Genomic DNA, 23883 nt, shown 5'->3' on the forward strand with positions numbered 1-23883 from the left:
CTCAGCCCTTCACGCCGCTGGAGGCGATGCTGTTGACGAATGAACGCTGGAAGGCGATGAAGAGCACCACCACCGGGACCGTGATCAGGGAGGCGTAGGCCATCACCTCGCCCCACGAGACGTTCAACTGGAAGAAGTACTGGATGCCGATCATCACAGGCCGCAGTTCCTCGGACTGGACCACCATGAGCGGCCAGAGGTAGGAGTTCCAGGCCGGCAGGAAGGTCAGGATCGCCACCGTTGCCGTGGCCGGGCCTGCCAGGGGCATGACCACCTGCCGGTAAATCTTGAACCAGCCGGCACCGTCGATCCGGGCTGCTTCATCCAGTTCCTTAGGGATGGACTCGAAGTACTGGTGGTACAGGTAGATGGAGAACGCGTTGGCGATGAACGGAATGATCTGGACCTGGTAGGTGTCCAGCCAGCCCTTGGAGAACTCGAGGCTGAAGCCGTTCAGCTCGAAGTAGGGGAGCTGGTTGACCCACCACACCAGGGGCAGGGCCAGGGTCTGGAACGGCACGATCAGGGTGGCCAGGATCGCGGTGAAGACGATCTTCTTGCCCTTGACCTGCATCCGGGACAGGGCGAACGCGCAGAGGCTGTTGACGAAGATGCCCAGGACCACGGTGACGGCGGAAACGCCCACGGAGTTGAGCAGGAAGCGTGCGGCCGGGACGCGGTCGAAGACGGCTGCGTAGTTGTCGAAGGAGATGTTGCCCACCGGCAGGAACGCCGCCAGCGAGGACATGTCGCCGAAGATCTGCTGGTCCGGCTTCAGGGAGGACACCAGCATGAAGACGATGGGGAAGGCAGCGACGACGGCGAAGAGGACGCGCACCAGCATGGTGCCGGCGCTCCTGAGAAGCAGTTGGTTTTTCATGTCAGTCTTTCTCCCGCGTGAGGTAGCGCTGCACCGCGGAGACGATCAGTACAAGGACGAAGAACACCAGCGAGATGGCGGATGCATAGGACGTTTCCTGCTGCCGGTAGCCTGACCGGACGGCCTCATAAACGATGGTGGTGGTTGAATCCATCGGCCCGCCCTGCGTCATCACGCTGATCTGGTCGAACAGGCCCAGGGCCTGGATGGTGATGGTGACCAGGACCAGGCTGCGGGTATGGAACAGCCCGGGCCACGTCACGTACCGGAATTGCTGCCACCGGCTGGTGCCGTCCAGCTGCGCCGCCTCGTACAGCTCACCGGAAATGCCCTGCAGCCCTGCCAGCCAGATGATCATGTGGAAGCCGGCAGCCTGCCAGATAGACAGGATGATGATGGCCGGCATGGCGGTATTGGGGTCGCCCAGCCAGTCAGGTCCGTTGATCAGGCCGAAGCTGACGCTGGAGAGGATCTCGTTGATCAGGCCGTCCTTGCGGTACATGAACAGCCACAGCAGCGAAACCACCACCATGGAGGTGACCACCGGCAGGAAGTACACGGTGCGGAAGAAGTTCACACCGCGGAACTTCTTGTTGATCAGGAGGGCCAACACCAGGGCCAGGCCGGACTGCACCGGCACGATGACCACGGTGAAGTAGGCCACGTTGAGCAGTGCCCGGTAGAACGTGGGGTCGGTAAAGAGCCGTGCGAAGTTGTCCATTCCCACGAATTCGACGGGACGGGGCGAAATGAGCCTGGCGTTGGTGAAGGCCAGGCCGAAGCCGAGGATGGCCGGGATGAACACGAAGGCCAGCAGCAGCAACGCTGCCGGGGCGATCATGCCCCAGCCGCTGACCTGGTCGCGGCGGAAGCCGGGGCGTCGCCGTGCGTTGGTTTTGGCGTCCGACGGCGGCAGGGCGGGTTTGGGTGCGTCCGGAACGCGGGGACGGGTGGGGAGGGGGACAGTTGCCATGGGAATCTCCGATCGGCGGGCCTGGGAGGCCTGCACCGTTGGGTGCAGGCCTCCCGCGGGTCCGGCTATTTCTTGTAGCCGCCGTTGGACTTGATGTTGGCGTCGATCGCCTTCACGGCCTTGTCCAGGGTGGACTGGGCGTCTGCCCCGTTGAGGATGTCCTGCGTGGCTTTCCCAAATTCGGTGGCGATGAAGGGGTACGCCGGGGTCTCCGGCCGCATCACGGCGTACTGGCGGGAGAAGTCCATGAAGATCCGGTTGGCCCCGCCTTCAGCGAAGGCCGGGATCTGGGCGGCAGCCTCGTTGCTGGCGGGAATGGCGCCGGTTGCCTTGGCCACTGCCGCGATGTTCTCCGGTTTCAGTGAGTAGGAGAGGTAGTCCATGGCCGCTTCGGAGTTGCTGCAGCCGCTGGTGACGCCCCACTGCCAGGAGGCGCCGCCGATCTTCGGGCCCTTGCCCAGGTCCACCGGCGGCATGACCACCAGGTCATCGCCGAGCGCTGCCTTGGCCTTGTCCGCAGCCCAGGACCCGGTATACACGATGGCGCTCTTGTTGTTCAGGAAGTCCTGGGTGGAGTCCTTGCCGCTCTTCTTGGCCATGAAGCCCTGGTCGGCCAGGCCGCGGAACCAGCCGGCCCACTCCACTGCCTTGTCTCCGTTCAGCGCGCCATCGGCACTCTGGAAGCCGTCCCTGTTCACCAGGTCGCCGCCGAAGGACTGCAGGAAAGGGGAGTAGGCATAAGGCAGCCATTCGCCGGTCCCGGCAGTGCCGATGTCCAGCGGGTAATCCCATTTGCCCAACGCCTTGAGCTTGGTAAGGGCGTCCTGGAACTCTGCCTTGGTCCACGGCTGTTCGATGGTGGCAACACGGACGCCGGCAGCCTTCAGGTCCGAGGCCCGGGCCATCATGGCCAACGCGACGTCGTAGTAGCCAACCGCATAGGGTTTTCCGTCCCATTCCGCCACTGTGCTGGGCAGCTGCTTGGAAAGGTCGGCGCCGAGTTCGAGCGGCTTCAGGTAGCCGGCCCAGGCCCAGTTGGGGACATTGGGGCCGTCGATGTCCACAATGCATGGCAGCTTCCCGGCCGCAGCCGCGGAGACCACGGAGTCGTTGTATGAGTCCTGGGGGAAAGCCTGGACCTTGATCTTCACCTTGTCCTGGCTGCCGTTGTAGGAGTCGACGATCTTCTGGACGGCGGCCAGTTCGTCGGGGTTGCCTGCATTGTGGGTCCACAGGGCAATTTCGCCGGATCCTTCCGTGGAGGAGGAGGCGCTGCCCTTGCCGCAGCCGGCGAGGGTGGCAGTGAGTGCGGCGGCGGCTATGCTGGTCGCGAGGACCTTGGTGAGCGTCTTGTTCATGGGTCGGTCTTTCTGCTTGGACACGGTGGAGGGATTGATGGGGTCCTGCCGGGAACGCGGCCGCTGCAACGGCTGCGTTCCCTTTTTGCGGGTTTACTGAGGGCCGGGTCCGCTGTGCGGATCCGGTTCAGGCGCTGGATGGTTCAGTCTTGGGGTGGAGCCACAGACGCCCGCTCGACGAGCGGGCAGGAGATCTTTTCCTGGATGCGGGCGGCGTCCGGGTCATCAAGTTCGGCGAGGAGTTTGAGGACGGCCCACCGGCCCATTTCGTAGTGCGGGAGGGCCACGGTGGACAGCCCGGGCCACAGGGCATCCGCGATCAGTTCGAGGTTGTCCACCCCCACGATCGAGAGCTCCTGCGGCACCTTGATGCCGAGGTGTCCGGCGGCCTGGTAGGCGCCCATGGCCATTTGGTCGTTGAAGCAGAACAGCGCTGTGGGCCGCTCCGTTCCGGACAGCAGCTGCAGCGCAGCTTCCCGCCCTCCGGCCGTGCTTGGATGTGCGGCCACCAGGTTCTCTTCCGCCAGTTCCAGTCCGGAGCGGAGCAGGCGTTCGCGGAAGCCTGCAAGCCGCCCGTGGGCTGCCGGAATGTCGTCCTCGTTGTTGATCATGGCGATCCTGCGGTGGCCTGCTGCCACGAGGAGTTCGGCAGCCGATTGGCCGGCACCAAATTCATCCGGTACCACAGAGGACAGCCGGGGATCGTCCGTGGCCGCATCCAGGACGACCGTCGGCAGACCGTTCAGCTCGCCTGGAGCGGATACCAGCTGGTGGAACATCCGGGCGTAGATGACCCCGTCCACCTGGTGCTGTTGCAGGGCCCGGATTTCCTGTCGTTCGAGTTCATTATCCAGGCCGGAGTTGACCACCATTAGCAGGTGTCCGTGCTCGGAGGCTGCGTCCTGTGCACCCTGGATCATGGCACCGGCAAAGGGGGTGGTGGTGATCTCATCGCTGACCAGGCCGAGGATCCGGGAGCGCTGGTTGCGCAGTCCGCTGGCCAGCCGGTTGGGGGCGTAGCCGAGTTCTCCGGCCACCGCCTTGATGTGCTCCACAGTCCGGGCGTTGACCCGGGAGCTGTGCGCCTCGCTCAGGGCATGGGACACGGTGGTCACGGAAACGCCGGCAGCTTTCGCCACGTCCCGGATGTTTACCTTGGTCGCCATTGACTTCTTCCTTTGCAAAACGTTTTGTATGTTGCCTGCATCACTCTATGCAAAACGTTTTGCTGCCGTCAAGGCCTTCCGGGTCTTTGGCGGCTCAAATGCCTGGATTACCCCTCGTCCGCTTTGGCATAAAGGGCCAAAAGATCGCGGCTGAACTCATGCGGGGAAGTTTCACAGGGACTGTGCCCGCCCCTGTATACCCCGATCCTGGCACGAATGGCCTGCGCGAACACCCGGTGCAGCTGAAGCGGCCACAGGTCGTGTTCGCCTACCGCAACAAACTTGGGAATCGGCGCCTCCGCCAGGAGCTGCCGAAGGTCCGGAACATTTTGCATGAGTATGTAGATGTGCCGGACGGCGGCGCGGTGCGTGAAGCGGAAACGGTAATTGACGAACCGTTGCCGCCCAGGCGGCACGTGGACCATGCGGCCGCTGCGGATGCCCCAAATCAGGAGGGCAGCGCCTGCCCGTCCGTTCACCCACGTGCTCAAACGGCCGAGGTGGCTCACGCCCCTGAAGCCCTGGCCGGGCTCCGGCGGGCAGCCCAGCAGGGTGAGGGACCTGAAAAGCTCCGGGTGCTCCACGTAGGCCATTTGCGCGATAACGCCGGCGAAGGAATAAGCCACGACGTGGACAGGGGTGGCAGTGGACATCATGACCGCCAGGAAGTCATCCACGAATAGCCGGTAGTCGTAGTGCTTCCGGGGCGGCACCAGGTTCTCCGGGCCTGCGCCTGCTGACTGGTACTGACCGGCCAGGTCGTAGGCCAGCGCGAAGTAGCCGGCGTCAGCCAGGTCGGGCATCATGAGCGAGAAATCCTCTTTCGAACCGGTGGCCCCGGGTACCAGGAGTACGCAGGGATTGTCCGGATCACCCAGCGCCATGGCTGCCAGCCTGCCACTGGGAACGTCGATGGGGACATGCACCGAGCCCGGCGGCGGAACTGACCAATCGACGTCCCCCAACTCCGCATCCAGGAGGGCGGCGGTATCCACCAGGGCAGAACCGAACTCCTCAGGGTCAACCCCGTACTCTTTCCGGTCCGGCTCCGCCATGGTCCCAAGATAACCCCGCAAACCCTACGGCTGGCCGCTCCCGAGGATCCGCCGCGCATCCTCCTGCGCCTGAAGGGCCGGATCGCTGACCACTTCACCCCTCAGATGCCCGGCGGCCGAGATGATGCTCCGGAGTTCGGACACCGTCAGCGCCGGGTTGGCGCCATGCGCCACCGAGTGGCAGTTACGGCAGAGCGGAATGAGGTCGGCGATGGGGTCAAGCTGGTATCCGCCGCCAAGCATCGCCGGCGGCACCACGTGGTGCACGGCAATTGCTCCTGCGCCGGCCTCGCCGTAGGCGGACTCGAAGGAGAAGCCGCAGGCGGCGCACGACGTGCCATGGAAGGCCAGGCAGGCGCGCCGTGCGTCAGGGTCCCGCTCAAAGCGGTTCACCTGGACATGGCTGACGGCGCCCGGCGGCCAGGCTCCGGCCACCACCTCGGTGGGATCCGCCGTCGTTGGCCCGCATTGCCGCCACAAGTTCTGCAGAACAGGCCCGGACGACGGCGGCAGGGCCACCAGGGAGGGGCCGTTCGCCATATCCCAGGGGCCGCCGGGGAAGGCTTCCCGAAGGGTCCCGGGACGTATCTGTTCACCCAGCGGCAACAGGGAATCGAAGACCACCGCGATGGACCAATCCGTGGCACCGGGAACCTCGCCCGCTGCAGCCTGGTACGGCTCCGACGCCACCCAACCGTGGCCGATCAGTCCGCTGCCCGCATCATTGCTGCCTTGCAGCAGGAGCCAGGCTTCGCTTCCCGGGAGGATGTCAGGGCGGGAGCCGATACGCCAACGGTCCAGATACCTGCCGGACTGCGCCACCTGCCCGACGACGGCCTCATAGTCCCAGCGGCGCAGCCGCTCCAGGCCGCAGCCAAGGATTACTGCCACTGCCCACCGAACCCGGCCATGCGTCGTCGAACCCCAAGCACTTGCAACGGAACTTAGATCGGTTCCTTGGCAAGGGCCTTGGTCTTGGCAGGCGTTTCCCGGCCTAAGCGTTCATCAAGCGTGACGCGCAGCCTGGCTGCAGCAACCTGGACCCGATGTTCGGCGGGGGTGGCTTTTTTCCCGGCAGGCTTGGCAGCGCTGTTCCGGGGAGGGTGGACAAGGCGGTGTTCAGGCGATGCTGCACTCATGGTTCAACCTCCCTGGCATTGTCTTCATCCGTTGTTCCATTCTCGCCTAAGTTCCCGCCGTCGTCCACGAAGGCCGTCTCCTGCCCCGGGGCTGCACCGGCTTCTTCATCATCTCCGTTCTCGTCGCCGGACACACTCTTCCAGGCGATGTCGAACAACTCGAGTTCCTCGGTGCGGGCGAGTTCGCTCCTGGCAAGGACTTCCAGCGTGGCCAGGCCCAGCGCCTTTGTCCCTTCATCGGGATCCAAAGCCCGGTCCAGCGCCCATTGCGTACGGCGCCACCATTCCGCACGGCTGTCTGCTTCGGTCTTCTGCCGCAGGGCGTCGGCGTCCGCTTCGCGCTTTTGGTCCAGCGCGGTCTGGTCAGCTGCGGTGCGCTGCTTGAGCGTCCGCCAGTTGATGTAGAAGGCAAGCAGGGCTGCGATAAGGACGGCCAGGGGGCCGAGCCCCGCAAGGATGACCCACCAGTCCGCCGGCCCCGAATGGACGACGACGTCCAGCGGGCCGGGGGAGGGGACAGGGGTCACCGAACCAGCTTAGGCGCCAGTGCTGCTGGAGCCGGGCCGACACTCCTGCCGCAGCCTTGCTCAGGCACCGCGCCGGGAAACGAGGACCGGCCCGTGGGCATGGTGCAGTACTGCGTGCGCGGTTGACCCAATGGTCTCCCGGAGGACCCCGCGGCCCTGGGAACCCACCACCACTATCCGCGCTTCCCGGGCGGCCTCAAGGATGGCGTGCGGGACCGAACTGTCCGTGGGCAACCTGCCGTCGACGGCAGCATTGGGCACCATGGTCCGCGCGTGGGCCAGGGCGGATTCAAGGACTTCCCGGGCATCAGCCCCGGAGTCCTGCCCGTCCTGCCGCGGGTAGCCGGCGGGCTCGTGGCGGACGTGGACCACCGTGAGGGGTGCCTGCCATGCGGACGCCAGGCCGCAGGCGTCTTCCAGGGCTGCGGGCGAGCCCGATGCATCGACGGCGGCGACGACGGGTCCGGCGGGATGGGTGTCCTCCCGGACCACAGCAACAGGGCAGGCCGCAGTGGCCGCCAGCCCCAGGCTCACGGACCCCACCAGGAGGCCCAGGAAACCGCCCAGCCCGCGGCTGCCGACAACCAGCATCCTGTCACCGGCGGAAAATTCAGCCAGGAGCTGTGCGGGCAGTCCGTGGAGCAGGGTGCTGCGGATTTCAAGGCCAGGTACTTCCGCTGCCGCATGCGAGACGCCCTCCTCCACGACGGACTGGGCGGACTGTTCCAGGCCACTGCCGGACACCCCCGGGACAGGACCCAGGTGCCTTGTCAGCAACGGCCACATCGAACAATGCACCACATGGAGCGGGCAACTGATCGCCCGGGCATGGCGCGCCGCCCACCGGACGGCGGCCGCCGCCTCGTCCGAGCCGTCATAACCGGCCACAATGTGCCCCGAACCGTGTGTCATGTGGCAGCGCTCCTCATCAGGCCGATCTTCGCTGGCGGGACCTTCGCCCCTTTGGCGCGCCGGGCCGTTGGTTCCATGCTGAATCCAGGAATCCTTCTGATTCTAGGAAGCGGGAAGGGATATGGGCAGCATGGTTGGCCGGATAGCCGTGATCATGCTTGCCCTGGCTGCCACCCTGCTGGGGGCTGCGGCCCCAAGCGTTGCCACGGCCCCGGCAGCCGTCGTCGTGGAAGACACAGCCGGTGTCCTGGACCGGAACACGCTGGTTCCAGCGATCGAGAAGATCCAGTTCTACGAGCCCACCCGCGTTGCCGTCTTTACATACAACGGAAAGCCTGAGGACAACCTCAATGAAGAGGTCCTGAAGTTCGCCCGTGACAGGCACCCTGAGTGGATCAGCGCGGATGGACAGAAATGGGCAGATGGGTTGTTCATTTTCGCGCTCGACCCGGTGGGACGCCACGTGGGCACTTACATGGGCGAGGACCGGAAAGTGTCGCTTGAACAGCGCAGCGACATCCAGGACGCCTCGAAGGACCTGTTCCGCGACGCACAATGGACCGACGGCACGGTGGCCGGAATCCGCCGTGCCGCCGAGCTCATCAACCAGCCCTGGTACAGGTCTGCCGCCTTCCTGATCACGGCCTGGATCACCGGGGGCCTTGCGGCCCTGGGCGCTGCGGCATGGCTGATTGTGCGGGCCGTGACCAGGACGTCCTGCCGTACGCAGATCGAACGCGGTGACCGGAGCTACTCCAACGTCAGCATGGACCTGGACGTCACGGAACTGAACGCCGGCACCATCCCCGAATCATCCCGTTACGGCAGCCGCGTCCTGGAGAAACACCGCACCTTCCTGAGCCGCTATGCGGCCGCGACCGAACTCTCCAACCAGGTGCACGCGCTGGGCAAACGGGCGCTCAGCCGGCGGAAGAACCTCAAGCTCGCCCGCCAGTTCGCGGATGCCGCAGCAGAGCTGGATGCCCTGGATGACGTCATCGCCGACAGCAACGCCCTGCTCAACCGCGCCGACACCTGGCCTACCGCCTGGGACCGGCAGCTCGCCCCGTTCCGCAAAGACCTGGCCGGGCTTGAGCAACTCCTGGCCAAACGCCACGGGCAGGGGGACTCTGCCACCGCCACGGCACTTCGTTCCTTCCGCGACGAGAGCCTCCGGGACATCGAACGGTGGACGGCGGAACTGGCCGACCGGAGCATCAGCCCGGAAAAGGCCCTGGACCGGCTCTATGAGGCACGCTCACGGCTCTCGGAGCTGTTGGAGAACCATGCAGAAACCGTCATCCAGGGCTTCGCAAAAAATGAGCGCGAGGCCCGCCTGATGCGCGAGCAGATGGAGACGGCACACGGGGGCCTGGACCACCACAGGCAGCGGACCTACGAACCCAGCATCCTGGGCACGGTGTATCCGTCCTACAACTTTTTCTCCGTGGCCACATTCAGCTCCGGCTTCAATACCGGAGTCAGCAGCGTCAACTCCGCCAGGGGCGGCGGCAGCACCACGGGGTACGGAAGCAGTGGCGGCAGTTTCTCGGGCTCCGGCAGTTCGTCCAGCTTCTAGCCGCAATTCCACTACCGGTGCAGGCACAGCGCTGGCCGCCTGCGGCCCTGCGGGTTTCGTTAGCGCCGGTTCAGAGCGCGCGTCCAAGACTGCGCCGCAACAGGAATGACCCCAGAACCAACAAAGCCGCGGCCATCGCCGCCAGAACGCCCAACTGCGGCAGGATGTCCGTCAGCGTGCCGCCGTGCCGCTGGACTTCGGCGAAGGCGTCATAGGCCCAGCGGTGCGGCGTCAGGAGGGATACCTGTTGAAGCGCTCCGGAAAAGAACTCCGGAGGCACCATGGACCCGCCCAGGCCGGCCAGCACCAAACCCAGACCCACACCCACCCCGGATGCTGCCGCGTCATTGTCCAGGACGGAGCCGATGACCATTGCCGCCGCAGCGGAAACCGCACAGAACACAGCGAGGATGACGCCGGCGAGCAGGGGGTTTCCCCACTCCACGCCGAACAACAGCGCTGTCCCGGCCATGATGTAGAGGCCTTGCACGGCCGCGATCCCGAACCGTCCCAGTGCCTGGCCGCCCACTGCCTGCCAGCTGGCCACGGGCGCGGCCATGACCCGGGCAACGACGCCAAGGCGCCTGGCCTTGATGAGGGTGGCAGCCCCGGTAAGCGAGCTCAGGAAGACGAACAGCAGGAGCTGCTGGACCGCGCCAAGATCGAACTTGCCCAGACCCCGGAATTCCTGCGTGACATCATTCGTGTCAACCAGGTCCATGATGGGCCGTTTCACCGATTCCCTTGCCTGCTCCAATACTGCGGCCGCTTCCGCGGCACCGATGCCCGCTCCTTCCAGAAGCTTGCGCTGCCGCTGCTCTGTGCTGACTGCCTGGACAGAACCCCGCACTTCCTGCAGGACTGCCTGCGCCGAGGACTGTGATGCCGCCACAGCCTCGATCCGGGCCGGACGCCCCGCGGAGAAATCGGCAGCGTCAGCATCCGCCAGGAAGATCCCGACGTCGATCCTTCCGCGGCTCAACTGGTCCCGTACCGTTGCCTCGCCTGCCGTTGCCACATCCAGGCCGTCTGCCTGCAGCTGCTGGACCAGGGCCTTCGCCAGCCCGCTGCCGACGTCACCGGCCAGTCCCACCCGTGCCTGGCCGCTGTTGGCCCCGAACTGCGAACCGAGCAACAGGATCAGCAGCAGCGGGAAGATGAACACGAAAAAGATGTTCGACCGGTCCCGCAGGAAGCGGCGGACTTCCACCAGCGCAATTCCCGCCAGGCTTTTCATCCCCGGGAACCCCGGTCCGGTACCAGGCGTGAGGCGAGTGTTGCCACGGCGGCGAAACCCAGCATTATTACCAGGGGGACGGCGACGTCAGCCACGCCGCCGCCACCGGCGGATATCCCCAGGCCCCGGATGAACGCGGCCACGGGATTCAGATCCATGAGGCTGGCCAGGAAACCCGAGGTTTGGATGGGAAAAAAGGCCCCGCCGGCGATGCCGAGGACCATGCCCAGGATGGACTGGGCAATGTTGGCCTGCTCCGCGGTCCGGACCAGCCGCGCCACAATGAAGGTAAGGCTGGTGGCTGCCGCGGCGACGGCAAGGACGAGGAGTGCCACAACGGCAGGGGAGCCGAAGGAGACCCCGAACAGCAGGCTGCCGACACCCAGCAGCACCGCTGTTGCCGCCACGCCCAGGATGAATCCCACCAGCGCTTTCGCCGTGACCATGCTCCCGCGCGTCACCGGGGCAGATTCCAGCCTGGCAAGTGTTCCACCTTCGCGCTCGGCCAGCAGTCCCAAAACTCCGAAACCGACAGTGAACAGCAGGAAAAGCCCGGCCTGGCCGGCTACCAGGCTGCCCTTCAGCGAGAGCTGTCCTGATGCTGCCTGCCCTTCAGAAAGGCTGAGGGCAGGGGTGCCGGCAGCGGTTTGACGGGCAAGGTCGCCGAGCACCTGGTGGGGGAGCCCGGCACGCTCGCCTGCCGTCGCCGTGACGGTTCCGGCCGAAAACTGTTCCAGGAGGCCGTCGACGACCGAAACCAGCACGTTCGTCTCCATGCGGGCAGCATCGCCTTGCACCACCTGCACGGCAACTGGACGGCCGGCCGTGACCGCCGTCGTAAAATCCGCCGGCAGCACGATGCCCAGATCCGCGCCGGAATCCTTCGTCTCCCGGCTGACGTCGCCGGCAGGAACCGTCCTGATGGTCACCTCCATGACGGGGAGCGTGTCGAGGGTTTCCAGCAAGGCGGAGCCCAGCTGTCCGCCGTCGCCGGAATTTGCGACGACGACAGCCGGCTTCAGCTCCACGCTGTCAGTTCCGAAGCTGCCGAAGGAAAGATTCAGCACCCCCATCAGGGCCAACGGGACGATGAGGGAAAAGATGAACACCGACTTGTCCCGGATCCGCAGCCGCAGGTCGTTGGCAACCATGGCCCAGAGGCCGCGCATGTCAGTCCCGGAGCGCTTTGCCGGTCAGGTGCAGGAACACCGATTCGAGGTCGGGGCGCACAATTTCGACGGCGGTCAGGGCCATTCCCGCTGAACCGGCCCGTTCGACGATGGGGGCGAGCAGGCCGGGTCCATTGTGGACGGTCAGGATCATGCCGGATGACCCGGCGTCTACATTCTGCACACCGGGGAGCAGGCGGAGCGCTGCGGACGCAGCGGCAACGTCACCGCTGCCCCGCAGGTCTATGCGGTCCACCCCTCCGGTCAGCTCCACCAGCTCGTTCCTGGTGCCCTCTGCCTGGATCCGGCCCTCATCGATGATCGCGATCCGGTTGCAAAGGCGTTCGGCTTCTTCCATGTAGTGGGTGGTGTAGAGAACGGCCATTCCTTCGGTGGCGAGGACCTCCACCGATTCGAGGATTGAATTGCGTGACTGGGGGTCCACGCCGACAGTGGGTTCATCCAGGATCAGAAGGGTGGGACGGTGAAGGAGGCCGATGCCGATGTTCAGCCGGCGTTTCATCCCGCCGGAGAATTTCTTGGTTTGCTCACCCGCCCGGTCCGCCAGCCCGATGAGCTCCAGGACCTCCGCGGTGCGCAGCTTGAGCTCCTGCCCGCCCATGCCCTGCAGCCTGCCGAAGAACCGGAGGTTCTCTTTCGCCGTGAGATCGGGGTAGATCGCCAGCTCCTGGGGGACCAGGCCGAAGTGCCGCCTGGCGCGGATACTCGAGGGCGCCATCACTTCGCCGGCGATGCGGATAGACCCGGCATCAGCACGAATCAAACCTGCAACCATGGAGATGATCGTGGTTTTGCCGGCACCGTTCGGACCCAGCAGCCCATAAGTTTCACCGGCACGGATGTGGAAGGAGACGCCCTCCACGACGGTGCGGTTGCCGTACTTCTTTACGAACCCTTCGGCGCCAAGGACCTCCGTCCGCTGGATCTGCAGGCCCGTTGTCACGGCGTCCGTACCTAAGCGGCGCCGAGGGAGTTCAGCCTGCGAACCCCGCGCCGTACGGTGTGGCGGGGGTGCGGAACAGGGACTATGGCCCGGCTGGGCGATGGCGAAACCACGTCCCGGATCAGCCCGGTTCCGGCGCATTCGCGCACCTCTTCGATGGCCGCGGCCGCCGCGCGCTTGTCAGTGAATTGTCCGGAAACCGCGAGTACGTGTCCATCCGGCATTACAAGCCGGAACCGGATCTGTGAATCTTCATCGACAAACAACTCGAACGTACCTGCCATAAGCCTTGCTCTCCTCTAGCTCCCGCCCCCGTTGATGAGGCTGCATACCGGCCAACATCGGCCCCGCAACCCGGACGCACAACCCCAGCGTGGTGAATCCGGCCTGAACCACCATCTCAAATGACGAGCGGGCTTTTTAGGGACCAAAGACCTTGAACGCCGGCACCGGGCTTCAGGTTGGCACGCGGGACAGCCGGATGAGTGCGGTTCCTGTGGCGATGAACCACACCCACAGCAGGATGCCGTAGCCCCAATAAAACCCGGGTGCAGCGTGCCGGAGGACCTCGCTGACAACACCCAAGGCTCCCGTGCCCGCACCAAGCCATCCCAGGTACCGCGGGAAGAGCCCCGTGCTTCCCCTCAGCATCGCCAGTCCCATCAGGAGGATGCCGAGGGAAGAGAGGGCACCAACGATGGCAGGAGTGTTGTTCTCCGCAATGATGGCTTCGGCGGCCGTGGCGTAGGCTCTGCGTTCTTCATCCGACCCGGCCGCCGTGAAGCGGTCGCTGAGGTACACCAGGTTGAGTGAACCCCGGCTGCTTACCGGTACGGCAAGCAGGAGTGCCCACGGCAGGGCACCGAAAACAAGCGCAATCAGGGGAAGGCTCTTCTGACCGGCCGAGAGAGCCACGAAAAGTGCAGCAAAAACAAGGACAGGGAGGATGTTCGGCAGGATCCACAGGACCTGCTCGGCCACGTAGACCTGCTTGTTGGCGGCGATGAACTCCAGGGTGGCGGCTCCGCCGTGCACGGGCGGCGGAGCCATGAAGTCAAGTACCAGGGCAGTTATCAGCAGGAGCACAAACACGATCGAGGACGCACCTGCGGCCAGATACAGTAGCTGCCAGCCGTGCCCGTGCCCGGTGTTTACCGCAGTACCGCCGGCCGGGTATGGGGCTCGCGGATGCCGGCCGGTCATGGGGAGTGCCTTGTCATGGCTGGACTCTGCCATCCGCCTTCCGGGCGGGGTAGTGCCTTTGGACCCAGGGCGAAGCACAGGCCCACTCCTCCAGTGCACGCAGTGACCAAGGGCCCTGTTCCGTCGAGCCAATCCTTGGAAGACTGCGGGACCTAGCCCATGATCGCGTTTCCCCGGAGGAAGACATGACCGCAGATGCCCCGCAGCCAGCCCACCCGGACGGTCCTGCTTCGAACCCGGCACAACCCGGGCCTGAAGAGCGGCTCCGGATAGAGCTGGAGGACGCCGCGTCCGGGAAGTGGTGGGTGCGCATCCTCTCGACGCTCGGCTCGCAGTACGGACGCACGCAGCTGCGCTTCGTGGGCAGGACGGAGGATGGCCGCAGCCTCTATGCCAGCGATACGTTTCCCGGACCACCCCTGAACAAGACACCACCAGAAGAGGCGTGGGCTCCTGGCTTGGAAGCCAGCCTGGGCCAGCTCCGCCAGGAGATTGCACGGGATGGATGGTCTGAAACGAGCCACGGCACCCAGCCCTGGGACCTGACCTTCAGCCGGCGCAGGGGCTCGTAGCCCTCCGACGCCCGCTCCCTCAGGTTTGGGCCATCCTCAGGCGACTGGCCAGACCACCCTGGTCTGCCATGTCGCCGGATCGGGTTGCGCTTCCGGATCCGTCAGGTAGTACTCCCACATGGTCTCCGAGGGGGCGACACCGCCAGCCTTCATGTGCTCAAGAATGGCATCGTAGGTGGTGCCCAGGCTGTCATAGGGGCCGGTATGGATGGCTTCGACGGCGTCGGTATCAGGAAGCATCCCGCTGGCCACTTCCGCGGTTCCCTGGAAGTTCCCGGCCACGGGAAATCCTGCTTCAACGTCCACTGTCTGGTCCGGCATTCCGTGGTACAGCGCGAACGGCGGGCCTGCCGGGCTGGCGCCCTGCTGCTGGACGGCGGCCATGACTGTGCCAAAGGCGCGGCCGAAGAAGTTTGTCAGTTCGTTCATGGGGACGCGTTCGCGGACCACGGCGATTGGTTGCGCGGTGAGATGGATCCTTCGCGGCGGCTGGCCCTGTTCATTCATGGCATCAGCTTTGCCTTCCGGGAAGCAGCCTGACAGGGCCATAGGACTCTAGGGGAAAGGTCAGGCAGCGGCGTCATACGCTTCCTGCATCCAGCGGCGGACCTCGGCATCGAGCTGGGAGCTGTCCGTGAGCTCCAGGTGATGCATCCAGGTTCCGGCCGCTGGATGGACGGTTTCCTTGAACCGCGGCGATGCCAGGTAACGCGGCAGCGCGAGGGACAGGACCAGCGGAACCGCTGATTTCACGTACACCCCTGGCCGCCAGAGGTAGGCGTAGCCGCGGCGCCGGCGAAAGGAGATCTGGCTCTTGCTGACCCGCACGTCGTGCGGACCCACTTCCGCGGCCATCTCCTCCGCCGCCTGGTAAAGCCTCAGGGCCGACGGTGCGCCGTCGAAGAACCGCTCCACCGTCAACTGCTGCAAGGTCGAAGGCCCTGCCTACACACTGCCATTGCCCAGCGAGGCCGCAAGACCGGCGGCCCATGCTGCTGCCCGCTCTGCCTCGCCGTCGATGAGTGGCCCTTCACTGCCTTTGACGTAAAAGGCCATGGGTTCGCCCATGATGCCGGCACCTGCCGCCTCAAGGGCCTTGGTGATCTTCCCGGCTGCATCACCGTGGATGAACAGCTTCACCCTGGTATCGAAAGCAGCGGCCTTCACCCCGGTCAGCCTACGACGGCCGAGGTCTGCCAGCATTTCAGTGATCCGGGCGGTGGGCTTCCAGCCATTGATGGGACTGCCGACGACGAGCAGGTCACCCGGGTGCAGGGTCTCCGTATCGAACCCTTCAACCGGAACGGCGGCCGCACCCTGCCCCAGTCCGGATGCCACCGACTCCGCAATGGTCCTGGTGTTCCCATACGCGGTGTCGTAGAGGACAACGACTTTCATGTGGAACTCCCGGTCTTTGTCGGCGGCATGTTGCCCTCAACCATGCTCCTGGTCCGGCTGCCGTGTCAGGGCCAAAAGTCACGGCAGGGCCCAAAGGCCTGCTCGAGGGCTTTGCCTGGAGGGGGTTGGGGCCTAATGCCCTAGCCCGGCTGCGGGCGGCCGGGTAGGTTCGGCTTTATGTGCGATCACCGCCGACTACTTCCCGGGGGGCCTAAGTGAGAAACCAGGCCGCACTGCCCGCGGCAACCAAGGGGAGTCCCGGCAACCTCGACGACGGGGCATCCCCCACGTCGCCGGCAGGAAAGGCATGGGGCTTTCTCAGGCGTTATCCCGTCGTCGCACTGACCTGCCTCGTCCTCCTCGCCACGCTGGTGATGCTCCAGGCCGGCCTGGACTTGCAGGTCCGCGTCCTCGCCTCCGCCTACGCAGCGGTCATCGTAGTGGCGCGTGCGCCTGGCATGGTCCGGTCCCTGCGGGAGGGACGCTGGGGTATCGACCTTTTGGCGCTGACGGCGATTGCCAGCACGGTGGCCGTGGGGGAATATCTCGCCGCACTGGTGGTAATCCTGATGCTGACCGGGGGTGAGGCGCTGGAGAACTTTGCCCAGGGACGCGCGGCACGCGAACTGCGGTCGCTGCTGGACAGGGCGCCCCGGTTCGCGCACCGGGAAGGGACCGGCGCGATACTCGAAGATATCCCCATTGGGGAGGTAGCACCTGGGGACATCCTGGTGGTCCGCCCGTCCGAGCTGGTACCTGTGGACGGCGAACTGCTGTCCGGCTCAGCCACCCTGGATGAGTCATCGCTGACGGGTGAGAGCCTGCCCGTTGAGCGCAGCAAGGGGGAACAGTTGCTCAGCGGTGCGGTCAACGGCGAGGCCGCTATCCGCATGCGGGCCGCGGCCGCCGCAGCCGATTCCCAGTACAGCCGCATCATCGCCCTGGTGGAGGAGGCATCCAACAGCCGGGCTCCCGTTGTCCGACTCGCTGACCGTTACGCAGTTCCCTTCACCCTCCTGGCCCTGGCCATGGCCGGGACCGCCTGGTTCCTTTCGGGTGAGCCGCTCCGCTTTGCCCAGGTCCTGGTGGTAGCCACGCCCTGCCCGCTCCTGATCGCTGCACCCGTGGCGTTCCTGGCCGGCACCAGCCAGGCAGCCCATAAGGGGATCATCATCAAGAACACCGGGACGCTTGAGCAGCTTGCGAAGGCCCGGACCGCCGTCTTTGACAAGACCGGAACGCTCACGTCAGGGCGGCCCGTCCTGGATGGCATCCAAGTGGCGCCAGGCCCGGGTGAGGCCTTGGGCAGCGAACGAATCCTGCAGTTGGCTGCCTCGGCGGAGCAGTACTCTTCCCACGTGCTGGCGGCCTCCGTGATCGAAGCGGCAGAGTCGGCCGGCCTGGGACTCCTCCCGGTACAGCAAGCGACGGAGAGCGCAACGCACGGGGTGGAAGCTGTCTGCGACGGCCAGCGGGTGGTGGTGGGAAAAGCCGGCCTGGTCCGCAGTTCGTCCACCGGGTTCCGCGAAGCAGCAGTCCGGAGCGGCCAATTGGCTGTTTATGTGGCGGTGAACGGCGAGTACGCCGGGGCGCTGATCATGAAGGATCTACTGCGCCGCAATGCCGTGGATACCCTTGACCTGCTGCGCGGCCTCGGCGTGCGGAACACCATGCTGCTCACCGGGGATGCCCGCGCTACGGCGGCACACATCGCCGAGGAAGCGGGGATCGGGCACGTCCAGGCTGACTGCCTTCCCGAGGACAAGGTCAATACCGTTGCCGGCATCCGGGAACGGCCGGTCCTGATGGTGGGTGACGGCGTGAATGACGCACCCGTCCTGGCCGCAGCTGATGTGGGAATCGCCATGGGCGCCAAGGGGGCCACCGCGGCCAGCGAGTCGGCGGACGTGGTGGTCATGCTTGACGACCTTTCCAAAGTGGCGGTGGCCGTGGCCATTGGAAAGAGGACCGTGGCGGTGGCCCTGGTGAGTATCTGGACCGGAATAGGACTCAGCGTGCTGCTGATGGCCATCGCCATGACGGGCTACATCCCAGCCGTCGCCGGGGCCCTGCTGCAGGAACTGGTGGACCTGGCCACCATCCTCAACGGCCTGAGGGCGCTGCGCGGTGCCGACCTGAAAAGCGCTGCCGACCTGCAGGGCCGTCCCGATCCGATACGCGCGGGCTAAGCCAGCGGCCGGCATGACTTTTGGCCCTTCCGGCCCCAGCCGCCAGCCGGGATCGTGGTGTCCATGAACGCAGAAACAGGGGCCAAACCAGTCATCGTGGGCGTGGATGGTTCAGAATACTCCTCCGCAGCCCTCCGCTACGCCGGCACCCTGGCAGCCCGCCTGGGCACCCGGCTTGAAGTCATCTCCTGCATCGGGATGCCGGACTACCTGGTCATGTCCCGCCTCGAAGGGGCGGACCGGCAGTTCACCGCGAGGCTTGAAGACGCCGCCCGCCGCCTGGTGGAGGACGCGCTGGGCCGGGCATTCTCCGGCGAACGGCCGGAAAACATTGACGTGACCGTCAAGTTCGGGCCGCCGGCGAAAGTGCTGGTGGAGGAGAGCGGACGGGCCCAGATGCTGGTGGTCGGACGGCATGGAGAAGGTGGACTGCTCAAGTCGTCGATGGGCTCGGTCAGCAAGGCATGCGCGGCCCACTCGAAATGCCCGGTGCTCCTGGTGGGGCAGGAGGCGGACGCTGTGTGAGGACCGCGGACGGCCTGAGCTCTGAGCGGGCCGCGCAGCTCCTGAAGCAGGCAGGCCCCAACCAGCTTCCGGCGGAAAAAACCGTCCCGCAATGGCGGAAGCTCTGGGGGGAGATGACGCACTTCTTCGCCCTCATGCTGTGGTGCGCCGCCAGCCTGGCCTTCATCGCGGACATGCCTCAACTGGCGGTGGCGATCATCGTCGTCGTCATTGTCAACGGGGTGTTCGCCCACATCCAGCAGGAACGCGCCCAGCATGCCGCCGCAAGGCTGCGCAGCCTGCTGCCCGCCGATGTGGTGGTGCGGCGGGACGGGAAGGTGCGCAAGGTCCACGCCAGCGAGCTGGTGGTCGGGGACATGGTGCTGCTCGCTTCCGGCGACCGCGTGCCCGCAGACATGGAACTGCTGTCGGCGTCCGCATGCGAAATGGACGAATCCATGATGACGGGCGAAAGCGAGCCCGTGCCCAAAGCCGCAGGCGATCCCGTGTGGGCCGGGACCTTCCTGGTCAACGGCTACGGGGAGGCCGCCGTGTCCGCCACCGGCGCCAGGACCAAGCTCGCCGGGATCGCCGCCCTCACCAGCGGAGCGGTTCCACCGCCCACACCGCTGTCGCTGGAACTGCGGCGGATTGTCCGCGTCACCGCAGGCATGGCCCTGGGCATAGCGGCGGTCTTCTTCCTGGCATCGCTGCTGGTGGGCTTTCAATGGCGGGATTCCTTCCTGTTCTCCATTGGCGTTGCCGTGGCGCTGGTTCCGGAAGGGCTCCTGCCCACGGTCACGCTGTCCCTGGCGATGGGCGCCCAACGTATGGCATCGCGCAATGGGCTGGTCCGCAACCTCGAGGCAGTGGAAACGCTGGGCTCAACCACCTTCATCTGCACCGACAAAACAGGGACCCTGACGCAGAACCGGATGAACGCCGTCGAGGTCTTCAGCACGGAAGGGACAGTCCAGGTGACGGGCCAGGGATATGACCCGGAAGCTCTCATCGAGGGCCGGGGCGTGGAAAGGGCGGCCCAGGCAGCGCTCGCAGCCCGTACCGCGTCACAGGGCAGGGCCGAGCTGCACGACGGTCAGTGGCGCGCCCAGGGGGACCCAATGGAAGCTGCGCTGGACGCCCTGGCCCGCCGCCTGACGGGGACCGGACCAGGGCCTTCCCCGTCGCGCCGGCTGCCCTTCGACCCCGTCCGGCGCAGGGAATCCGCCCTCGCAGGTCCTGAGCTGTTCTGCAAAGGTGCCCCCGAAACGGTCCTTCCGCTGTGTGAGTCCGTGCCGGGAGCGGTCAAGGAGCAGGTGGAGCTCATGGCGACACGGGGCCAACGCGTCATTGCCGTGGCACGGCGGAGCCTCGAAGGAACACCCGAAGCCAGGGACACCAGCCCGGCAGCCGAACTCGAAACGGGCATGGAGTTCCTGGGCCTGATCGGATTGCAGGACCCGCCCCGGCCGGATGTGGGCGAGGTGATCCGGACCGCCCGGCAGGCCGGCCTGAAAGTCGCCATGATCACGGGGGACCATCCTGCCACGGCCGCAGCGATAGCGCGCCAGATCGGCCTGATCGGATCCCCTGAACACGTGGTGGAGGGCACGGACCTTCCGGATGACGAACAGATGCTCGGAGCGCTCCTGGACCGCGACGGGATCGTGGTCAGCAGGGTCTCACCGGAACAGAAGCTTCGCGTCGCCAAGGCCCTGCAGGCCCGCGGGCACGTGGTGGCCATGACCGGCGACGGCGTCAACGACGGCCCGGCCCTTCGCGAAGCGGACATCGGCGTGGCCATGGGGTTGAGCGGAACCGACGTGGCCCGGGAAGCCGCGGACCTGGTCCTCCTCGATGACCACTTCGGCACCATCGTGGCGGCCATTGAACAAGGCAGGGCCACCTACGCCAACATCCACCGGTTCCTCACATACCACCTCACCGACAACGTGGCGGAACTGACGCCGTTCGTGATCTGGGCGCTTTCCGGCGGCCACTTTCCGCTCGCCCTGGGCGTCCTGCAAATCCTCGCCCTGGACATCGGCACCGACCTGCTGCCGGCGCTGGCCCTTGGCGCCGAGCCGCCGGGCAGGCACGTCCTGGCCCGTCCGCCCGAACGCCGGCACCTGATGGACCGGCGGCTGGTCATCCGGGTCTTCTGCATCCTGGGGCCCGTGGAAGCGGCCATGGAGATGGCCGTGTTCTCGGCGGTTCTGGCCGATGGGGGCTGGACGCGTGGACAGGTCCCCGAAGCAGGGCTCCTGATGGCTGCCTCCGGTGCCGCATTCACCGCCGTTGTTCTGGGACAGCTTGCCAACGCGTTCGCGTGCCGGAGCGCCACCCTGCCGCCCTGGTCCCTGGGCTGGGGCACGAACAAGCTGCTGGTGTGGGCCGTGCCGGCTGAACTGGCCGTCCTGGCAGTGTGCCTGTTCGTGCCCTACCTCGCCGCCTTGCTGGGCCAGGCACCGCCGACCCCCATGGGCCTGGTTCTTGCGCTGCTGGCTGCTCCCGCCGTCCTGCTTGCGGACTGGATCCACAAATCGGTCCGTGGCCGGCTGCGCCGCGGCTAGGACCAAAGACTCTGCCTGCCCCGCCGGCCGGAGGAAAGAATCGAGCCATGAGCGCCGCCGCAGAAACCTCCCTTACTGACATCAACGTCAAGTGGATCCAGGACACGGGGATCGCGGACATCCCCTCGGTGGGAGGAAAGAACGCTTCCCTGGGGGAGCTGAGCCGTGCCCTGCAATCGGCAGGAGTCAGGGTTCCCGAAGGATTTGCCACGACGGCCGCTGCCTACGGCGCATTTGTTGCCGCCAATGACCTTGAGCCGCGGATCAGAAAGCACATCGGGGAACAGCGCGCCGGGACCCTGACGCTGCGCCAGGCGGGGGCGGCGATCCGTGAACTGTTCCTGCAGGCGACGTTCCCGGAAAGCATCGCCGCTGACATCCAGGAACACTACCGGGCACTGTGCCACCGGGCCGGACAGGCAGAGGTTGCCGTTGCGGTGCGCAGCAGCGCAACGGCCGAAGACCTGCCCGACGCCAGTTTCGCGGGGCAGCAGGAAACCTTCCTGAATGTGGCCGGCGCCCGCGCGGTCCTTGAAGCGTGCCGGCGCTGTTACGCCTCCCTGTTCACGGACCGCGCCATCAGCTACCGCGAGATAAAAGGCTACGACCACCTGGACGTTGCCCTGTCCGTCGGCGTGCAGCGGATGGTCCGCTCGGACCTGGGCGCATCAGGGGTGATGTTCTCGATTGACACCGAATCCGGCTTTCCCGGTGTGGCGGTCATCAGCGCCGCGTGGGGGCTGGGCGAAACCGTGGTCCAGGGAACCATCAACCCGGACAAATACCAGGTGTTCAAGCCGCTCCTGGCAGACCAGCGCTTCATCCCCGTCATCGAACGCCAGCTCGGCGCCAAGGAACGCAAAATGGTGTACAGCCACGGCGGGGATGCCAGGACCCGCACCGTTGAGACGACGGACCGTGAGCAGCGCTCGCTGGTGCTGCAGGACCCCGAGGTGGTCCTGCTGGCCCGCTGGGCGGTGGCCGTGGAGGAGCACTACGGGCGGCCAATGGACATGGAGTGGGCCAAGGACGGCGCCACGGGCGAACTGTTCATGGTGCAGGCGAGGCCGGAAACGGTGCAGGCCCGCCGGAGCGCCTCCACGTTCCGCACCTACCACCTGGCACAGCCCGGGCGGGTCCTGCTCACTGGTGCCGCCATCGGTGATTCCATAGCCCGGGGCCGGGCGTGCGTGGTCCGGGATGCCAAGGACATCGAGTCCTTCGTTGATGGCTCCGTGCTGGTCACCCGGATGACGGACCCTGACTGGGTGCCCATCATGAAGCGGGCCGCAGGCATCATCACCGACCACGGCGGCCCTACCAGCCACGCAGCCATTGTGAGCCGGGAACTGGGCGTACCCGCCGTCGTGGGCACGCGCAACGCCACGGAGGTCCTGTCCGACGGCGGCCAGGTCACCTTGTCCTGCGCGGAAGGCGAGGAGGGCCGCGTCTATGAGGGGCTGCTGGAGTTCACGGTGGAAGACGTGGACATGCACGCCCTGCCGGCCACCCGCACCGATGTGATGATCAACATCGCCAGCCCGGCAGCCGCGTTCAAGTGGTGGCGGCTGCCCGCGGCGGGTGTTGGCCTGGCACGCATGGAGTTCATCATCAACAACGTGATCCGCATCCACCCCATGGCCCTGGTCCATCCTGAGAAGGTGGCGGATCCGGAGGAGGCGGCGCTCATCCGACAGCTCACCAGCGGCTACCAGGACCCGCAGGAGTACTTCATCGACGTGCTGGCCACGGGGATCGCCAAGATCGCCGCCCCGTTCCATCCCAAACCGGTGATTGTCCGGCTCAGCGACTTCAAGAGCAACGAATACAGCCACCTGGTCGGCGGCAGCGCCTTCGAGCGTCCCGAGGAAAACCCCATGCTGGGTTTCCGCGGCGCTTCACGCTACTACAGCAGCCACTACCGTGAAGGATTCGCGCTGGAGTGCAAAGCCCTCAAGCGCGTGCGCGAGCAGGCGGGATTCGGCAACGTGATTGTCATGGTCCCCTTCTGCCGCACCGTGCGGGAAGCGGACCAGGTCATCCAAGCGATGGAAGAGCATGGACTGGTCCGGGGCCAGGAAGGGCTGCAGCTCTACATGATGTGCGAGATCCCTTCCAACGTGGTCCTGGCCGGCGAGTTTGCCAAACGCTTTGACGGGTTTTCCATCGGTTCCAACGACCTCACCCAGCTGGTGCTGGGGGTGGACCGCGACTCGGAGGAACTTGCCGGTCTGTTCGACGAGCGGGACCCGGCGGTGAAGTCCATGATTGCCGAGGCCATCACCAAGGCCCATGCTGCCGGCATTAAGATCGGAATCTGCGGACAGGGGCCCAGCAACCATCCCGACCTCGCAGAGTTCCTGGTGGGCCAGGGGATCGATTCGGTGTCCCTGAATCCGGACACCTACGTGCGGACACTTCCGGTTATCGCGGCAGCGGAAGCAGCCTTGGCCGCAGCCCCGGCCAAGGGGCAATAAAGCGCCTG

The 23883-nt window shown here is 65.9% G+C and carries 23 protein-coding genes; 6 read left to right on the top strand and 17 right to left on the bottom strand.

Annotated features, from left to right (window positions below; translation table 11 throughout):
- Window position 1 precedes the first annotated feature (1 nt).
- The 9 genes from QFZ60_RS08870 to QFZ60_RS08910 all read right to left on the bottom strand — a co-directional run bounded on the left by QFZ60_RS08870 (window position 2) and on the right by QFZ60_RS08910 (window position 8010).
- The gene (locus tag QFZ60_RS08870; RefSeq protein WP_056336391.1) at window positions 2-880 is read right to left on the bottom strand and encodes a carbohydrate ABC transporter permease; all 879 of its coding nucleotides are present in this window, start codon (window positions 878-880) and stop codon (window positions 2-4) included.
- A 1-nt stretch (window position 881) separates the two neighbouring features.
- Window positions 882-1853: a carbohydrate ABC transporter permease gene (locus QFZ60_RS08875; RefSeq protein ID WP_307089839.1), complete on the bottom strand. Its 972-nt coding sequence runs from the start codon at window positions 1851-1853 to the stop codon at window positions 882-884.
- A 65-nt stretch (window positions 1854-1918) separates the two neighbouring features.
- The gene (locus QFZ60_RS08880; protein ID WP_307089840.1) at window positions 1919-3211 is read right to left on the bottom strand and encodes a sugar ABC transporter substrate-binding protein; all 1293 of its coding nucleotides are present in this window, start codon (window positions 3209-3211) and stop codon (window positions 1919-1921) included.
- 143 nt (window positions 3212-3354) lie between these two features.
- Window positions 3355-4377 (bottom strand): LacI family DNA-binding transcriptional regulator, encoded by a 1023-nt coding sequence (locus QFZ60_RS08885; protein WP_307089842.1) that lies wholly within the window; start codon window positions 4375-4377, stop codon window positions 3355-3357.
- 107 nt (window positions 4378-4484) lie between these two features.
- Window positions 4485-5432 carry an alpha/beta fold hydrolase gene (locus QFZ60_RS08890; protein ID WP_307089843.1) on the bottom strand — a complete coding sequence of 316 codons (948 nt, stop codon included), beginning with the start codon at window positions 5430-5432 and terminating at the stop codon, window positions 4485-4487.
- 24 nt (window positions 5433-5456) lie between these two features.
- Complete coding sequence (locus QFZ60_RS08895; RefSeq protein ID WP_307089845.1) at window positions 5457-6323, bottom strand: HNH endonuclease; 867 nt, start codon at window positions 6321-6323, stop codon at window positions 5457-5459.
- A 53-nt stretch (window positions 6324-6376) separates the two neighbouring features.
- Complete coding sequence (locus tag QFZ60_RS08900) at window positions 6377-6571, bottom strand: hypothetical protein (protein ID WP_142031419.1); 195 nt, start codon at window positions 6569-6571, stop codon at window positions 6377-6379.
- A complete protein-coding gene (locus tag QFZ60_RS08905) occupies window positions 6568-7098 on the bottom strand; it encodes a hypothetical protein (RefSeq protein WP_307089848.1) in 531 nt (176 codons plus the stop codon). Before QFZ60_RS08905 ends, QFZ60_RS08900 begins: the two co-directional genes overlap by 4 nt.
- Before the next feature lie 60 nt (window positions 7099-7158).
- On the bottom strand, window positions 7159-8010 hold the full coding sequence (locus QFZ60_RS08910; protein WP_307089849.1) for a universal stress protein: 852 nt from the start codon (window positions 8008-8010) through the stop codon (window positions 7159-7161).
- Window positions 8011-8131: 121 nt separating this feature from the next.
- Between QFZ60_RS08910 and QFZ60_RS08915 the strand changes: the two genes are divergently transcribed.
- Window positions 8132-9589, top strand: coding sequence for a DUF5129 domain-containing protein (locus tag QFZ60_RS08915; protein WP_307089851.1), 1458 nt, complete (start codon window positions 8132-8134; stop codon window positions 9587-9589).
- Between the two features lie 70 nt (window positions 9590-9659).
- On the opposite strand, the gene QFZ60_RS08920 is transcribed toward QFZ60_RS08915, so the two are convergent.
- The 5 genes from QFZ60_RS08920 to QFZ60_RS08940 form a co-directional block, all read right to left on the bottom strand.
- Window positions 9660-10826, bottom strand: coding sequence for an ABC transporter permease (locus QFZ60_RS08920; protein WP_307089853.1), 1167 nt, complete (start codon window positions 10824-10826; stop codon window positions 9660-9662).
- Window positions 10823-11995 carry an ABC transporter permease gene (locus QFZ60_RS08925; protein WP_307089855.1) on the bottom strand — a complete coding sequence of 391 codons (1173 nt, stop codon included), beginning with the start codon at window positions 11993-11995 and terminating at the stop codon, window positions 10823-10825. The genes QFZ60_RS08920 and QFZ60_RS08925 overlap by 4 nt, the downstream gene beginning before the upstream one ends.
- 1 nt (window position 11996) lies before the next feature.
- Complete coding sequence (locus QFZ60_RS08930) at window positions 11997-12959, bottom strand: ABC transporter ATP-binding protein (RefSeq protein WP_307089857.1); 963 nt, start codon at window positions 12957-12959, stop codon at window positions 11997-11999.
- Between the two features lie 11 nt (window positions 12960-12970).
- Entirely contained in the window at window positions 12971-13243 is a 273-nt protein-coding gene (locus QFZ60_RS08935) for a DUF1508 domain-containing protein (protein ID WP_307089859.1), read from the bottom strand.
- Between the two features lie 172 nt (window positions 13244-13415).
- A complete protein-coding gene (locus QFZ60_RS08940) occupies window positions 13416-14195 on the bottom strand; it encodes a DUF4386 family protein (RefSeq protein ID WP_307089861.1) in 780 nt (259 codons plus the stop codon).
- Window positions 14196-14347: 152 nt separating this feature from the next.
- Here QFZ60_RS08940 and QFZ60_RS08945 point away from each other — a divergent pair, with 152 nt between their 5' ends.
- Window positions 14348-14734 (top strand): hypothetical protein, encoded by a 387-nt coding sequence (locus QFZ60_RS08945; protein ID WP_307089864.1) that lies wholly within the window; start codon window positions 14348-14350, stop codon window positions 14732-14734.
- A gap of 36 nt (window positions 14735-14770) precedes the next feature.
- Here QFZ60_RS08945 and QFZ60_RS08950 read toward each other — a convergent pair whose 3' ends face one another.
- From QFZ60_RS08950 to QFZ60_RS08960, 3 genes are read right to left on the bottom strand one after another with little or no spacing between them, the layout of a single operon-like run.
- Complete coding sequence (locus tag QFZ60_RS08950) at window positions 14771-15241, bottom strand: GyrI-like domain-containing protein (protein ID WP_307089866.1); 471 nt, start codon at window positions 15239-15241, stop codon at window positions 14771-14773.
- Between the two features lie 60 nt (window positions 15242-15301).
- Window positions 15302-15664: a DUF5655 domain-containing protein gene (locus tag QFZ60_RS08955; protein ID WP_307089867.1), complete on the bottom strand. Its 363-nt coding sequence runs from the start codon at window positions 15662-15664 to the stop codon at window positions 15302-15304.
- A 15-nt stretch (window positions 15665-15679) separates the two neighbouring features.
- Window positions 15680-16132 carry a flavodoxin domain-containing protein gene (locus QFZ60_RS08960; RefSeq protein WP_307089869.1) on the bottom strand — a complete coding sequence of 151 codons (453 nt, stop codon included), beginning with the start codon at window positions 16130-16132 and terminating at the stop codon, window positions 15680-15682.
- Window positions 16133-16347: 215 nt separating this feature from the next.
- On the opposite strand from QFZ60_RS08960, the gene QFZ60_RS08965 reads away from it, so the two are divergent.
- The 4 genes from QFZ60_RS08965 to ppsA all read left to right on the top strand — a co-directional run bounded on the left by QFZ60_RS08965 (window position 16348) and on the right by ppsA (window position 23875).
- Entirely contained in the window at window positions 16348-18321 is a 1974-nt protein-coding gene (locus QFZ60_RS08965; RefSeq protein WP_307089871.1) for a heavy metal translocating P-type ATPase, read from the top strand.
- A 63-nt stretch (window positions 18322-18384) separates the two neighbouring features.
- Complete coding sequence (locus tag QFZ60_RS08970; protein WP_307089872.1) at window positions 18385-18846, top strand: universal stress protein; 462 nt, start codon at window positions 18385-18387, stop codon at window positions 18844-18846.
- The gene (locus QFZ60_RS08975; RefSeq protein ID WP_307089874.1) at window positions 18843-21398 is read left to right on the top strand and encodes a cation-transporting P-type ATPase; all 2556 of its coding nucleotides are present in this window, start codon (window positions 18843-18845) and stop codon (window positions 21396-21398) included. Before QFZ60_RS08970 ends, QFZ60_RS08975 begins: the two co-directional genes overlap by 4 nt.
- A 47-nt stretch (window positions 21399-21445) precedes the next feature.
- On the top strand, window positions 21446-23875 hold the full coding sequence (ppsA, locus tag QFZ60_RS08980) for a phosphoenolpyruvate synthase (RefSeq protein ID WP_307089876.1): 2430 nt from the start codon (window positions 21446-21448) through the stop codon (window positions 23873-23875).
- The last annotated feature ends 8 nt before the right edge of the window (window positions 23876-23883 follow it).

The organism is Arthrobacter sp. B2I5, from assembly GCF_030816735.1.
In the GTDB taxonomy this organism is placed as follows: domain Bacteria; phylum Actinomycetota; class Actinomycetes; order Actinomycetales; family Micrococcaceae; genus Arthrobacter.